This is a genomic window from Oscillospiraceae bacterium, assembly GCA_034925865.1.
In the GTDB taxonomy this organism is placed as follows: domain Bacteria; phylum Bacillota; class Clostridia; order Oscillospirales; family SIG627; genus SIG704.
The window spans coordinates 30247-45250 of sequence record JAYFRN010000043.1 but is presented as its reverse complement, the minus strand read 5'-3'; the positions used below and the strand labels follow the sequence as shown (position 1 = coordinate 45250).

General features: G+C 42.8%; 15 protein-coding genes and 1 riboswitch. Of the genes, 5 read left to right on the top strand and 10 right to left on the bottom strand.

The genetic code is table 11. The annotated features are described in order from the left end of the window. The first annotated feature begins 116 nt into the window (after positions 1 to 116). Positions 117 to 1739 (top strand): ABC-F family ATP-binding cassette domain-containing protein, encoded by a 1623-nt coding sequence (locus VB118_12380; GenBank protein MEA4833397.1) that lies wholly within the window; start codon positions 117 to 119, stop codon positions 1737 to 1739. A 96-nt stretch (positions 1740 to 1835) separates the two neighbouring features. On the opposite strand, the gene VB118_12375 is transcribed toward VB118_12380, so the two are convergent. The 7 genes from VB118_12375 to VB118_12345 all read right to left on the bottom strand — a co-directional run bounded on the left by VB118_12375 (position 1836) and on the right by VB118_12345 (position 8599). After that, complete coding sequence (locus VB118_12375; GenBank protein MEA4833396.1) at positions 1836 to 2309, bottom strand: S26 family signal peptidase; 474 nt, start codon at positions 2307 to 2309, stop codon at positions 1836 to 1838. Between the two features lie 4 nt (positions 2310 to 2313). Then, positions 2314 to 3216: a hypothetical protein gene (locus tag VB118_12370; protein ID MEA4833395.1), complete on the bottom strand. Its 903-nt coding sequence runs from the start codon at positions 3214 to 3216 to the stop codon at positions 2314 to 2316. Positions 3217 to 3222: 6 nt separating this feature from the next. Then, positions 3223 to 3513, bottom strand: coding sequence for a hypothetical protein (locus VB118_12365; GenBank protein MEA4833394.1), 291 nt, complete (start codon positions 3511 to 3513; stop codon positions 3223 to 3225). 19 nt (positions 3514 to 3532) lie between these two features. Next, positions 3533 to 4642 (bottom strand): radical SAM protein, encoded by a 1110-nt coding sequence (locus VB118_12360; protein MEA4833393.1) that lies wholly within the window; start codon positions 4640 to 4642, stop codon positions 3533 to 3535. After that, positions 4639 to 4908, bottom strand: a complete 270-nt coding sequence (locus VB118_12355) for a PqqD family protein (protein ID MEA4833392.1) — start codon at positions 4906 to 4908, stop codon at positions 4639 to 4641. Before VB118_12355 ends, VB118_12360 begins: the two co-directional genes overlap by 4 nt. A gap of 299 nt (positions 4909 to 5207) precedes the next feature. After that, a complete protein-coding gene (locus VB118_12350) occupies positions 5208 to 7850 on the bottom strand; it encodes a valine--tRNA ligase (protein MEA4833391.1) in 2643 nt (880 codons plus the stop codon). 143 nt (positions 7851 to 7993) lie between these two features. Continuing rightward, positions 7994 to 8599, bottom strand: a complete 606-nt coding sequence (locus tag VB118_12345) for a manganese efflux pump MntP family protein (protein MEA4833390.1) — start codon at positions 8597 to 8599, stop codon at positions 7994 to 7996. A 313-nt stretch (positions 8600 to 8912) separates the two neighbouring features. Between VB118_12345 and VB118_12340 the strand changes: the two genes are divergently transcribed. After that, on the top strand, positions 8913 to 9314 hold the full coding sequence (locus tag VB118_12340; GenBank protein MEA4833389.1) for a hypothetical protein: 402 nt from the start codon (positions 8913 to 8915) through the stop codon (positions 9312 to 9314). Positions 9315 to 9595: 281 nt separating this feature from the next. On the opposite strand, the gene VB118_12335 is transcribed toward VB118_12340, so the two are convergent. After that, entirely contained in the window at positions 9596 to 10225 is a 630-nt protein-coding gene (locus VB118_12335) for an energy-coupled thiamine transporter ThiT (protein MEA4833388.1), read from the bottom strand. 115 nt (positions 10226 to 10340) lie between these two features. Continuing rightward, a riboswitch (TPP riboswitch) is annotated at positions 10341 to 10443 on the bottom strand. Positions 10444 to 10674: 231 nt separating this feature from the next. On the opposite strand from VB118_12335, the gene VB118_12330 reads away from it, so the two are divergent. Next, positions 10675 to 12078, top strand: a complete 1404-nt coding sequence (locus VB118_12330; protein ID MEA4833387.1) for a phage terminase large subunit — start codon at positions 10675 to 10677, stop codon at positions 12076 to 12078. On the opposite strand, the gene VB118_12325 is transcribed toward VB118_12330, so the two are convergent. Both VB118_12325 and VB118_12320 read right to left on the bottom strand, forming a co-directional pair. After that, positions 12065 to 12691, bottom strand: coding sequence for a hypothetical protein (locus VB118_12325; protein MEA4833386.1), 627 nt, complete (start codon positions 12689 to 12691; stop codon positions 12065 to 12067). The two genes, VB118_12330 and VB118_12325, sit on opposite strands and share 14 nt — an antisense overlap. A 23-nt stretch (positions 12692 to 12714) precedes the next feature. Continuing rightward, positions 12715 to 13431 carry a CPBP family intramembrane glutamic endopeptidase gene (locus VB118_12320; protein ID MEA4833385.1) on the bottom strand — a complete coding sequence of 239 codons (717 nt, stop codon included), beginning with the start codon at positions 13429 to 13431 and terminating at the stop codon, positions 12715 to 12717. Between the two features lie 183 nt (positions 13432 to 13614). Between VB118_12320 and VB118_12315 the strand changes: the two genes are divergently transcribed. Both VB118_12315 and VB118_12310 read left to right on the top strand, forming a co-directional pair. After that, the gene (locus VB118_12315; GenBank protein ID MEA4833384.1) at positions 13615 to 13818 is read left to right on the top strand and encodes a DUF3343 domain-containing protein; all 204 of its coding nucleotides are present in this window, start codon (positions 13615 to 13617) and stop codon (positions 13816 to 13818) included. Continuing rightward, positions 13818 to 14978 (top strand): aminotransferase class V-fold PLP-dependent enzyme, encoded by a 1161-nt coding sequence (locus VB118_12310; protein ID MEA4833383.1) that lies wholly within the window; start codon positions 13818 to 13820, stop codon positions 14976 to 14978. The genes VB118_12315 and VB118_12310 overlap by 1 nt, the downstream gene beginning before the upstream one ends. Positions 14979 to 15004: the final 26 nt, after the last annotated feature.

Sequence of the window (15004 nt, the reverse complement as noted above, 5' to 3'; positions counted from 1 at the left end):
CTGTCCGCTTTTTGTTGAACAGTTGAAATGCGGAACACCGGCAGAACTTCACCCTGTAATTCGGGGCAAGAATTCTGCCGGTGTTTTTCCATGTTTATTTTAAAGGAGACATTATTATGCGAATTTTTAAAATATATGAACTCTCCCACGCGTTTGTGGGTAAAAGTATCTTTAATAAAACCGAACTTATGGTAACTGACAGTGACCGTATCGGTCTTGTCGGTCCGAATGGCTGCGGCAAATCGACATTGCTCAAAATGCTCACCGGAGAGGTTATCCCGGATGAATGGCGCTTTGAATCGAACGGAAAACTGCGTATCGGGTATCTTGACCAGTATGCCGATATCGGCAAGGATATCACGGTCTATGATTATCTCGACAGTGTTTTTACAGAGCTATATAAAATGAATGACGCAGTTGAAAGAATTTATGCGAGCCTTGCGGAGCTTGATGAAGCGGAACAGATGAAAGCTGTCAGCCGCGCGCAGAGTATGTCGGAGTATCTCGATGCGCACGAATTTGACCGTATACCAAAAAAGCTTGACAATGTTCTTCTCGGTCTCGGCTTTTCTGATTCTGACAGAGAAAAGACTGTTTCGCAATTATCCGGCGGCATGAAAATGAAGCTGATCCTTGCAAAGCTTCTCTTGACTGAAAACGATTTACTCGTTCTGGACGAGCCTACAAACTTTCTAGACATCAGTTATATAAACTGGCTTGGAGATTATCTCTGCCGTTTGAAATGCGCTTATATTATCATATCGCACGACCGCGCGTTTCTAAATCGCGTGTCAAACAAGATTGTTGAAATTGCCAATCGAAAATTCAAGGTATATGAGGGTTACTACGAGTTTTATGTTAAAGAAAAAGCTCATCGTGAGGAAATACAGAACGAACAAAGCATCGCACAGGGCAAATTCATAGCTCGTTCGGAAGCATATGTTCAAACATTTTTATATAACAATCCCGGCGGTCAGGGCAAGTCAAAGGCGACATGGCTTAAAAAAATGCTTGAAAACCTCGAACGGATTGAAAAGCCGGACGAGATTGTCAAACCGCAGTTCAAATTCAAGTACGCAAACGGCGCGACCAGGTTAATTATGACACTTGCTGCGCTTGAAGTTGGATATAATGGCTGCGCCGTGCTGCCTCCATTATCGCTTGTTGTTACGCGCGGTGAAAAGATTGTGTTCAAGGGCTTTAACGGAATCGGGAAAACTACGATTTTGAAGACGATTAACGACGATTTGCCAGCAGTCGGCGGCAATATGGAATTCGGCGAAAATATCGAATCCGTTTTCCTGCGGCAGGAGGAGGATTACGAAAACAATTTTTCGCATTTTGATAAATTCGAACGCAAACGACTCGGCATAAAAAAAGGCAAACAGCACGCGATCACTGTAATTGAATTTGCCAAAGAATACTACCCCGAAATACCACAGAAAGAGCTGCAGGCGGCGCTGTTTTCCTGCGGTCTGAACGAGACGCATTTTTTTAATCAGGTGCGGACACTGTCCGGCGGAGAAATGACGAAGCTTCGTATGTGTCTTGCGATGATGAAGCCGGTGAATCTCATCCTCCTCGACGAGCCGACGAATCACCTGGATGTTTATTCGAAAGAAGTGCTGATGCATTCGCTTAGCGAGTTTCCTGGCACCGTTCTTATGACGACGCACGACATCAATGCCGATATTTCATGGGCGACGAAAACTATTAATCTGGAGGATTTATTCAATTAAAAAGATGTTATTAAACAGCAAATATAAAACAGCATTACCCTCAGCATCCATTGATTACCGCCTGTGCAATCAATTGTTTTCTTAATAGGTAATTCTTCAGCTTCTGCTTCTGCGGTTAATCGCTCCTATTAAAAGCGCACGTATCGGAAAAGCGGTGCGCCACAAAAAGAATACAAATTTCCATTTGATCGCAGAACAATCAATAATCATGTTTCCGCGGATAATAGTATTTACTATAGCAATAACGCAATCAGTTTTAATCGGCATATCGCGTCCAAGGCAGCCATCGCCCGTTGTCTGAAGCGACTTTCCGCCGCGGAATATCCTGGTTATACGGTGAAGTATGTATCTGTCCTTTTCATACGGCGATTCGAATAAGACTATATCGCCCTTTTTCAAAGAACGGTTAATTGCGGTAATAATAACCGCATCCGTATTGTCCCTGATAAGCGGACTCATGCTTATTCCGCTTACAGTGAATTTAACATCATAGCCTTCGCCGAGAAGTGATTTTACAAGTGGAAAAAACAAATGCGAGGCAACTATTCTTTTTTCCTTTTTTTCTGTCATTAAATTACACTTCTATACTGTTTGTTTTTATAAGGCAGTTTTTCAGCGTTGTGACAGCGTCGGGATCGGGTTTGCAGCAAAGCCTTACACACGGTATATTTTCGCATAGATTTAATATTTTGTCAACAGCAAGCGATTTATATTTATAATCCCAAAGCGGCGCCGCCGCACGGCAAGCAAGAGCCTTGAAAGCGGACGGAGATGGCATAATTTCCGCATGATTCTCGTCTCCGCGTTCCAGCAGCACAATAGCCGACAACGGCACCCGGCGGTTAATACATTCTCCGGACGATCCATACCACGGAGAACCATACAGATATATTCCGCCATCGGTTTCACGGCAAAGCCCTCTGTCTCCGTTTAATATTATCGCATTTTCATAATCACGCCATAAAGCCGCATGCGTCGACTTCCCTACTCCGGAAGCGGCGCATATCAAAATACCGGTGCCTTTATATTCTATTGCCGCACCGTGAAAAACAATCGCATCTGTCAGAACGGCATAAGAAAACATTCTGCCGAGTTCTCCCGCGAGATCGAAATGAGAATCCGGCGATGTAATGTCTTTGATTATATCGACAGCTTTATAATCGCTCGTAACATCGAGTATCAGCTCTTCACAGCCATGCTGCTGATATCTGAAAATATATCCTTTTTCAGAATTATAAACCCGCATTGAATCAAGACCGCATTCCGATATGTGAAGCGGCGATTCAACAGGAACTTTTAGCGTCTGATCAACCTGACGGCACCAGTCGGTAAAAACAGCTTCGCGCTTTCCCGCGAATGCGTTAAAGCGCGAAGGAAGTCTGAATGCTTTTGCTTTTTCAGAACGATCCTGCGCGCGAACGCAAAAACCGCCTATCGTAAAGCACATACCTTCAGTTGTTATTTGACAGATATCCATCAGAGTCTATGCGATAACGCTGTCGGGAAAATCAATACTGCTGTCTTTTGTATTTGCTATACTGTTGCTGAATTGTGTTGAATCAACATTTGCGGCTTCAAGCGCGGCGATAAATTCGGCAGGTATGCCGCCCTTGCAGCCGTTAGTCCATGTAGCGGAAACGGTTACTGTCTCTCCGTCTCTGTTTGTACCTACCCATGTCGCCCTGTTATAGCCCCAGCATACCTCGGCTATTCTTTCGAAAAGCTCAAGCTCTTCGAACTTTATTGTTGGCGGTAAGTATTTTTTCATTTTCATTTTAATTTCAATCCCCCTGTCATAATTTTGTTTTTTGTAGAGTGTCTGTGATAAGTTTTTTCATATACACGGCTTCTTGCCGAGTATATTCCGGGCAACCGTCGAGCATACCGGTTTCGGCAAGTCTTGTGGCAGGACAAGCGACACAGTTTTGTGAAAGCTCGCATTTTTTGCATCTTTCAGGAACGGAAGAACACACGACTTTTTCGGGAAGCTCTTCCCATGCCTTTATGAATCCGCTTTCAAGCGGCAATGTATATACATCCGAAAGAAGTTGACAACCGTAAAGCTTTCCATCCCAGGAAACTGTAAACGAATTTATTCCCGCCGAGCACCCGTACATACAGGTTTCGGAAGAATTTAATTTTTCCTGATCTTCTTCGGAAATACATTTCTCTCTTTGAATGAATTTTTCAGCGGCTTCGGAATTGTCCATATATAGTTTTTGTATAAGCTCTTTCGCAGAACCAAAAAGCATTTTTATATTTTCCTCAGGCGAAAGCCTTACGGAATCGACATCCGCTTTCGCGCCGCGCACCGGCTTTGTGACAAAGCGGCTGATATTGAAGGGAATCTTTTTGCCTGCAGATATCGCTGTTTCAACAGCAAATTCCCGTATGCGTTCCAGATCGCATAAATTATCTTTTATTATAGTTGTTCTCAGAGACATGACGGACGGAAGACGTTTTAAAAAACCGACTCCATTTTTCATCTTTTCATATGCTCCGGAATTTCCGCATACTCGTCCGTATGTTTCCGGAGAAGCGCCATATACGGTAACTCCGATTTTATGCGGCGGATGCTTTTCTAAGACAGAGCATATCTCAGGCGTGAGAAGAGTGGCGTTTGTATACAGCGACGTGATAAAGCCCATTGATGCGATTCCCGAATATATTTTTGAAAAGTCGGAGCGGAGCATCGGCTCACCGCCTGTGATCAACAACGAAAGAGTCCCCGCATTCAACATTTCACGCGCAAGCGAAAGCCATTGATCCGCGTTAAGCTCGTTTGTTCCGCTTGATGAAATATCTTCCGCGGAGCGTCGGACCAGGCACATTTTACAGCTTAGATTGCATCTGACTGTCAGTTCAAGAGTCGCATTGACCGGGCGCCTCGTGATATGCGTCATTGATTTTCCAGCACATTTCTTTCGGAAAGAATCTTTATAAAATCATCTACGTCTTTTTCGGCATCAGTACGTGATAAATCATACTCGCCGAGCAAAGCGGAAATAAGCTCGTCGCGTTCAGCTCCGGGCTCAAGAAGCCGCCAGAGAAAAGCGCCGGCTTCATTAAGGGATATTATTCCGTTGAAATCGGCAATTCTGTCAGATACCGGGATCACCATAGGCTGATCGGCAATATTTCTAAAAATATACCCGCTTTTGATCTTCATAATAACATTAAACCACATATTAATTAAAATACAATATTACATAATATTTATATCATATTTATATATAATTGTCAATACTATAGGGAGAGATTTCTAAATCACAGCTAATCTTTTCTGTTGCATTCAATGATTATAAATATTAGCGCATAAATAGTGTCTCACAAAAATGCAAATAAATACAGTGAACATAAGTATATCCGATATTGTTACACTACAATAAAACCATGATTCAATATCCGACTGAATATCAAAATCATGGTTTAATGTTATAATGATTCCGCGAAAAATTGCTTAAAAAATTATATTTCGATCTTCTTTGCGGCTTCACGCAGGTTTTCAAGCGCGTTGATATAGCCGGCAAGCTTATCGCGCTCCGCGTTTATAACTCGCTCAGGAGCCTTTGAAACAAATTCGGCGTTTGACAGCTTTTTATTTATTCTTTCGATTTCTGAATTGAGCCGCTCGTTTTCCTTTGCAATGCGTTCCCTCTCCTTGTCGAAATCAATCATTTCGGAAAGCGGAATATAGCATACCGCGCTGTCGGAGACAACAGCCACGCTGTTTTCGGCGTCGAATTCATCGACAAAAGTCACTCCGGACGCTCCGGCAAGCCTTGAAAAGTATTGCTCGCTGCCTGAAAAAGCGGCCTTTTCGTCGGTTTTGATGAATATGTGAGCCTTTTTGGATGGCGGTACATTCATTTCCGCGCGACGGTTGCGTATCAGCCGGATAAGCTCAATCGCCTTTTGAGTGTTATCCGCGTCCACGGCAAAGTCATAATCCGGATCTACCTTCGGCCACTGTGAAATCATTATGCTTTCGCTGCCATGCGGAAGCGTGAGATAAATTTCTTCGGTGATGAACGGCATAAACGGATGCAGCAGCTTGAGAGCTTCGGTGAATACATAGGTAATCGTATTCTGAGCGGCTTTGTTGCTCGGACAATCTTTATCTGAAAGCCTGGGCTTCACAAGCTCTATATACCAGTCGCAGAACACATCCCAGAAAAAATCATACAGCTTTGAAAGCGCAATTCCAAGCTCGTATTTATCGATATTTTCTGTGACATCGGCAATAAGCGCGTTGAATTTATGAAGAAGCCATTTATCCTCCTGTGCAAGCCCTATCTCTAATGAAGCAGAAAGCGGCGAAACGACTTCTTCAATATCAAGGTTCATAAGAATGAATCTCGCGGCGTTCCATATCTTGTTTGCAAAATTACGTGCCGCCTCAACTCTTTCGGGGTTGAATCGCATATCGTTTCCGGGTGAATTACCGGTAGCAAGCGTAAAACGCAGCGCATCTGCGCCATATTTGTCGATAACTTCAAGCGGATCGATACCGTTGCCGAGTGACTTTGACATCTTTCTGCCCTGTGAATCTCTAACCAAACCATGGACGCAGACATATCTGAACGGTATTTCGTTCATCGCGTCCAGTCCGGAGAAGATCATCTTGCTTACCCAGAAGGTTATTATATCATAGCCGGTTACAAGAACGCTCGTCGGATAGAAATATTCGAGATCTTTGGTTTTGTTCGGCCAACCGAGCGTGGAAAACGGCCACAACGCAGAGGAAAACCAGGTGTCAAGCACATCCTCGTCCTGATGAATGTTTTTGCTTCCGCATTTCGGACAGATCTTGAGATCATCGCGGGAGACGCTCATTTCGCCGCAGTCGTCACAGTAAAACGCCGGAATGCGGTGACCCCACCAGAGCTGGCGCGAAATGCACCAGTCGTGAATGTTTTCCATCCAGTTAAGGTAAATCTTTGAAAAGCGATCCGGAATGAATTCAAGCTTGTTATCTTTGACGACCTGTATTGCCGGCTCGGCAAGCGGCTTCATTTTTACAAACCATTGGCGGCTTGATATCGGCTCCACAACGGTTCCGCAGCGATAGCAATGAGCGACATTGTGTGAATGCTCTTCGACCTTGACAAGAAGTCCGGCCGCTTCGAGATCCTGAACAATCGCTTTTCTTGCTTCGTATCTGTCCATTCCCTCATATTTACCGCCATTATTATTAATCCTTGCGTTTCCGTCCAGCATGACGATCATTTCGAGATTATGACGTATACCAACCTCAAAATCGTTGGGATCATGACACGGCGTGATCTTGACACAGCCGGTTCCGAAGTCCTTATCGACATATTCATCGGCGATAACAGGTATTTTGCGCCCGACAAGCGGTAAAATAAGGTTCTTCCCTACTATTGATTTATATCTTTCGTCATCCGGATGAACCGCGACGGCAGTATCTCCGAGCATTGTCTCGGGACGTGTCGTGGCAATGACCACATAACCGCTTCCATCCTCAAAAGGATACCTGATATGCCAGAAATGCCCGGGAAGCTCCTTATAATCAACCTCAGTGTCGGAAAGCGCGGTCGCGCATTTCGGACACCAGTTGATTATCCTGTAGCCTCTGTATATCAGTCCGCGTTCATACAGTGAAACGAAAGTTTTTTTGACAGCCTCTGAAAGATTATCGTCCATCGTGAATCTGAGCCTTGTCCAGTCGCAGGAAGATCCAAGCTTTTTAAGTTGCTCAATTATCCTGTTTCCATAAAGCTCCTTCCATTTCCAAACGCGTTTAACAAACTCTGCTCTGCCAAGATCATATCTGGAAATACCTTCGTTTTTGCGAAGGCTTTCCTCAACCTTTATTTGAGTAGCTATGCCGGCGTGATCCGTGCCGGGAATCCATAGTGCATTATATCCCTGCATCCTCTTTGTACGGATGATAATATCCTGAAGAGTATTGTCAAGAGCATGCCCCATATGAAGCTGGCCAGTGACGTTTGGCGGCGGTATTACTATACAAAAGGGCGTCTTTGAATGGTCGTCATCGGGTGTGAAATAACCTTTTTTCTCCCATGTATTATAAAGGCGCTCTTCAAAGCTTTTGGGATCGTAAATTTTATCAAGCTGTTGCGACATTGTTAATCCGTGCCTTTCAAAAAACTATTAAGTATTATTTTATCACAAATGCAAAGTAAATTCAATACCGCGATTTCGTTAAACAGTGACGCGCAATCAAATACTCACGCTTTTTATGTGAATAGTCTCTGGAATATGAATTTTTAATAAAAGATAAGATGCTCTAAAAGAATTTTCAACCCGATCAATACAAGAATTATGCCTCCCGCAAGCTCTGCTTTCTTTTCATATTTATTACCGATCCTGTTTCCCGCCACAACTCCGAGTGCGGAAAGAACAAATGTTGTCACTCCTATTGTTGTTATTGAAACCCATATATTTATATCGGGAAGCAGCGCGAAGGTAATACCGACTGCAAGAGCGTCAATGCTTGTTGCCACAGCGAGAGCAAAAAGCTCTTTTATTGTTATTATACCATTGCTATTTTCCATTTCGGTTTTACAATCGGATTTATTTATGTTATCTTTACCGCTGTCAGGCTTCAGGGCATCCAAAATCATTTTACCTCCGATAATGCCCAAAAGCAAAAAAGCTATCCAGTGATCATAATCGGTTATATAGCGCTGAAACCTCGAGCCTGTCAGCCATCCTATCAGCGGCATGAGCGCCTGAAATCCGCCAAAAAAAACAGCCATTAAAAGAGCGCTGCGATAATTTACTTCTTTCATATTTAGTCCCTTGCAGATACATACCGCAAAGGCGTCCATTGATAACCCGACGGCAATCAGAAAAAGCTCCGTGAATCCCATTTGTTGTCCTTTGAATAAAATTTTCGCAATAATTTTTGAATTGAAATTGTCTATACACTTTATTATACCGATTATTATAATATTTTCAACATGAAATTATATGAAAAGAGTTATAATTTAATTTATCATTAAACTCAGCTAACAAACCCGTAATCGTCATTGTATGTCATTTGTCGTATGTAGTATTTAATAATTAATGTTTTTTTATGAGAAAAGTCTCCGGTATATGGGCTTTTCGATTTTAATAATGATTGTTAAATTTTCAGATTAAATTTCTGATGAAAGAATTAATGACAAAGGATTTTCAATATTAATGGACAATGGAAATGAGCAAAATAATTATAAAAAGCTGAAAAAGCTTTCTGAGGCATATTTCAAAAGCAGAATCGTGCCGGTTCGTGATAAAAACGGCGCAATTATACAAGATATGTCCGATAAGCTGCCTTATACGGTCACAGGATATTGTTGTGCAATAGGGCTTTCCGGAACGGAGGAAATAACTAATATAAATAATCCGAAATGTATGCAGCTTGTAAAAAGATCTCTGCTCCTGATTGAATCTTATGCCGAAGAAAGGCTTTTTAATAAAGATTCATTTTCCGGCGCAAAACTCTTTCTTGAAATAAATTTTCCGCGCTGGTCGAAAGCTGCCGCATCATCAGACGAAGAAAGCGACGACGAATCACTGTGTTTATTCGAAAAATGGGGTAAATAATATCTACTCAATAATGCCATTTTCGAACGGTATAGTATCCATTGATTGCCACCTACTGTCGTATGTGTTTTATGATTGTTCAGCGGGCATTAAATAAGCGGCGCATCGGATTGTCATATACCGAAAGCACCGCTTATTGCATTGTAATTTCAGGATTAACCATATATTGACGCAATTATTTGTTTTCTCGAAAATTGAATAATTACCGCTATAAAACAAGATTTATTTAATTGCCATGTTAATAAATGCCGTGAAAGTAAACCGTTTTTAATATATGCGCTTTAAAAAGTGTATGATTTAATTTTTTCGCGCTGTTTAATAAATCCGGCACGGACAATAACAGCCATTGCGATCAGAACAAGCACCGTCTCCGGTCCGAGATAGGTGATATTATATACAAATGAATAAAGCCATGCGCCTACGGTATGAACATATTCGTTCCAGTCGCCGTTTTTGGTTATTTCATACCATACGACCACCCCGGATAAATATGAGCTTATAAAACGCAGGACACATACCGAAAACGCGCCCAGCATTGCTCCTATATAGCTGTTTGCCGATTCCGAGGTTGTTAATTTTATATTTTTAAATATGCCCGCGAGACCGATTACGGTAAAAGCGATAGTATAATCAAGCAGTGTCGATATAACTATTCCGACTGCGGTAGGCACATATGCGAGCACGGAAATTCCGAGAAGAGCCTGTATCACGGAATATACGAAGCCACTCGCAAGCCCCCATTTGACACCGTGTCTGAATGAAATCACGATGATCGGAACCATAGAGAAAAGCGTTACGGACCCTCCGAGCGGAGCTTCATAAATTTTAATAAAACTCAGCACGGTCGCGGCGGCGATGAGAATTGAGCATTCGACAAGCGTTCTTGTCTTTGAATATTTTGCGGTCTGCATTTTTTCTTCCTTTCTGCGCAAAGCGCGTGATATGCGACAGCTCTGCGATAGGTCCGGAAGACTTTTCAAATACGGGATCCGCGCAAAAAAAGCACGGAAACCCGTGCATGAAGAAGCAAACACATAATAAACTCCCTACGCCGGCATTATCCATATCAGGTTATAGGGTTCGGATATAAAATATATCCATCTCAGCTTTCGCACCCCTGTTTATGCTTTTATTATACATCAACGTTACATATATGTCAAGAGCGATCTTAGGTTATCCAAAATTATCATAAAATATTATATATTTCGTAAATTTAAGCCGCTGTAAGCGGAGTAACCGCCGTAAAAATACAGATTATGCAAAACCAATAGAACGCTTAAAATGAAATTTAGCTTTAATTTTATATTAGAAGATATAAACATCAGTATGCTGTAAATCAACAAAGGAACGGTATTATAATTTGAAAAGAACAGATAAATATATAAAATCACTCCGTCCCTTCCCTCCTCAGGAAAAATTCTTCACAGCTGACGCGCGAAGGATAGCTTATGGAGGTGCAAGAGGCGGAGGAAAAAGCTATGCGATGAGGACAAAGCTTATTTTGCTTGCTTTGAATCTCAGCGGTATACAAATCCTGCTTTTACGACGTAACTTCCCGGAGCTGCGCGAAAATCATATTAACCCGATGAGAAAGATACTGTACGGCATCGCTAAATACCGTGACAGCACAAAGGAATTCATCTTCCCAAACACAAGCCGTATTAAATTAGGTTATCTCGCGGATAAATTTGATGCGCTCCAATATCAGGGGCAGTCATATGACTGCATAGGCATGGAGGAAGCGACACAATTCACCGAAGAACAATATATGGCTATGACGGAATGCTGCCGCGTATCGGGTATGATGAAGGCGGAATTCTGTCCGCGTATGTACTTTACCTGCAATCCGGGCGGAGTAGGTCACGCATGGTTCAAGCGTCTGTTTATCGACAAGGATTTTCACGAAGGCGAATCCGCGGAGGATTATGTTTTTATAAGATCCACTGTTTACGATAATGAATTTATAATGAAGCATAATCCTGATTATATCCGGAACTTGAAAAGTCTCCCTCCTATCCGCAGAAGAGCCATGCTCGACGGTGACTGGGACGCATTCGAGGGGCAATATTTTCCGGAATTCACACGCGATTTACATGTTTGCGAACCATTCGTTATCCCCTCTGACTGGCTTAGATTCGCATGCCTGGATTACGGACTTGATATGACGGCCTGCCTTTGGCTGTGTTATCCGCCTGATCTCGGTAAACTTTATGTATACCGTGAGCTATACGAGCCGGATCTGATTCTTTCGGAAGCGGCAAAACGGATCGCGGAAGCGCAGAAAAACGATATAGTGCGATACATATGCGCGAGCCCTGATCTTGCCGGAAGGAGGCAGGAAAGCGGAATGAGCGGCTTTGACGTAATGCGCGCGTCAGGGCTATCAAAGCTGACTGCGGCAGATAATGCAAGAATCGCCGGATGGCGAAGGCTGCGCGAATTTCTGCACACCGAAATTGAGTATAGCAATGACGGCAATATCAGCAATGATAATATTAAAACGCGTTTTGCGATCTTTTCCTGCTGTACAAATCTGATTAGGACGCTACCGAAGCTCACCTTCGACAAGTACGAAGCCGAAGACGCGTCGAGAACTCCGCACGAATTTACTCATGCTCCGGACGCTCTCAGATACGGAGTAATGTCTTTAAGCTTCCTGCCGGGTAAATCGCGCTTTCAGATCAACAATAAAAAAGAAAAATCCCTCAAAGAGGAATTTTTCGGTGAAGAAAGAGGCGATTATTCAGTCTTTATGCGTCAGTAAAGCCGTGGCGGCGACGCTCAAGATTTTTAAAATGCGAAAACGTCTCGCTGCACGCAGACGCAAAGCCGGTTGGAATGAAAAACCTGTCATCTTTAATGCCTTGCCTGATATCTGTGTAATCCCCGAGCATCCCTTCGTATATAACATAATTGGAAAGTAACTCTTCAAGCTGTGGTATCATAGCTATTTCTTCAAGGTCGAGCATGGCGGCGACAAAACTGATACAGGTATAGGCGTGATTTATCCTGTATCTGAATCCGCAGATACAGGCAAGCGCGTCATAAGTGTTGTATATTATATATCCGGGATTTTCCGCTGCCACGGAAATCTCGGATTTAATTTTTTCATATCTCTCGTTAGAAACGGACAGACAGCATATTTTTATCGGAATGTAAGCGTGGTCGCACATATATCTTTTTGGCGTTTCAACTACAAAGCCGCCGGCAAGAGGCACGTTTTTACGGTATCTCGCGCATGAATAAAGCTTTTCCAGCGACGGATCAAGAGCAAGCGATGCATGGTTATAAAAATTTCCTGTCATTAATCTGATTATTCCGCCGATTCTTGTGGATGTGTGCGAAAATACGATATATAAATTTTTTTCATTTGTCATATGGCATACGACTCCTTTTGAATTTATATTATTTTAAGAAGCACCAATCCGATAGTATTAACAGCTAAATTGGAAAAGCAATGCGTCGCCCAAGAGGCAAACACACTGTTGAATGCTTCGTCGATTCCGATAAAAATAACTCCGGCCGCCACCAACGCAATGAGCACCGCCGCAAAAATAGGAATAGAAAACCATCCGATCAGCATCGATACATGATATACGGAAAATAATACAGATGAAAAAAGATATGCTTTTCTCCTCGGAATCAATGTCTTTAAGCCAAAAAAGCAAAATGCCCTAAAAAAAACCTCTTCGATCAATGAATTCACAAAGGCAATATACAGCGATACATACAGGAAATTATCTTTGCCAACTCCGACACCGTTTGCCAGCGCGTCGGTCACGCGGGAGAGATCAATTATGTTTCTAAGGAGCAGATAAGCTATTATGATAAAAGCATAAACCGCGGCTCCTATTGTTACTGCTATTATACCAGTTTTAATTCCCGGTTTCAATGCTCTCATAAAGCCGATGGCAACTTTATTAACGCCGGAACAGCAGCGGAAAGAAAATGTCACAACCAGAGGTATAATCAAAAGCAACACGATCTTAACACCAGCTTTAATTATATAAGACGGCTTCCAGATAATCTCAAACGCCGCCATAAGCGCAACGCATGTCACCGCGACAAGCAAAATAAATCCTATATTCCTATTCGATGGTCGCTTTTGTTCTGTCAAAATTCTGTCTCCTTGAGAATAATCAGTTTCAGTTCAACGGGCATATCATATATTATAGTAAAACGCGCAAAACGTCTTCGGAAGCATGTGCGAACATTACGAAGTTTTCAATAACTGAAAGGCAATAAAATAATATTACGCGTATTATTCCGATATACAGCGCTGAAAGGAATGAATTATAATTTGGATACTTTCTATATAGGAATGAACTCTGTGACATATGCGCACAAAGCCAATACCTTACTCAATTTAAAAGGCATTAAATGCCGCGTCGTTCGCTCGCCGGAGCATTCGTGCGGTTATGGAATTTATGTAACAGCATCGTCCCGTGACGAAATAATACGGATATTAAGCGAGGGCGGCGTCAAGCTTTCAGGGGTGAAATAATGAAACCCATATATTTTGATAATGCTGCGACCTCATACCCGGTCTCCGCGGAAGTGACGAAAGCAGTGGAATTATTTCTGCGTGGACCGTTTGGAAACCCGGGGCGCAGCGGCCATGATCCCGCGATAAATACATCCGAAGCAATATATAATATACGCAAAGATCTTTGTTTGTTTTTTGGAGTTAATTCGCCGGAAAATGCAGCATTCACGTATAATGCAACCAGCGCGCTTAATGAAGCCATACTTGGCTCCGCTTCGGCAATCGCCGCGGTCAAAGGATGGGGATTTAACGTAATAACCTCTGTTTGGGAGCATAATTCTATCTTAAGACCGCTTTACGCGTTAAAAGATGGATATAATATTGATATCAAATTCATAAGCGCTCCATTTTCAAACAGAGATGCCGTAATTTCTCAGCTTATGTCGCTTGCCGATAAACAGACCGGAATGATATGCCTTTCCGCATGCACAAACACAACCGGTGAAACATCGCCTTATTGCGAGATCGGCGAAATTGCAAAACGGCTTGATATACCCTTTATATTAGACGGTTCGCAGGCAGCCGGGCATTTTCCATTTTCTCTGCCTGATTCGGGAGCAGACATACTCTGCGTTCCGGGACATAAAGGACTGCTGGGAATCATGGGGTGCGGAGCGATGATCTTGTCTGACACATCGCGTATAATGCCTGATTCAACCATGTTCGGCGGAAGCGGAGTCAATCCGCAGCTCCATACGATGCCTCAGGAACCGCCGGAGCGGTTTGAAGCGGGCACTCCCGGGGTTCCTGCAATAATAGCTCTCGGTAAAGGTATTGAATTAATAAATCGTACAGGAACCGACAGCATAAGAAAGCATGAAGCAGATCTGACACATTTTATCTATGATCAGCTGAGTGAAATGAAATCCATTCGATTGTATTCGCCGGATTGCGGCGGAAGCATAATTTTGTTCAATACAAAAATGTCATGCGAAATTGCCTGTGATATGTTGAACAGCAGAGGAATCTGTGTCAGGGGCGGCATGCACTGCGCGCCGAAAGCGCATACGGCCATAAAGACGTCTTCGAACGGTGCAGTCAGAATAAGTGTCGGCATTTCCAACACGATTAAAGAAGCACAATATCTCGTCAATGAAATTCGCAATCTTTTTGAATAAAACGCATTACATGGGATAAACTAAGC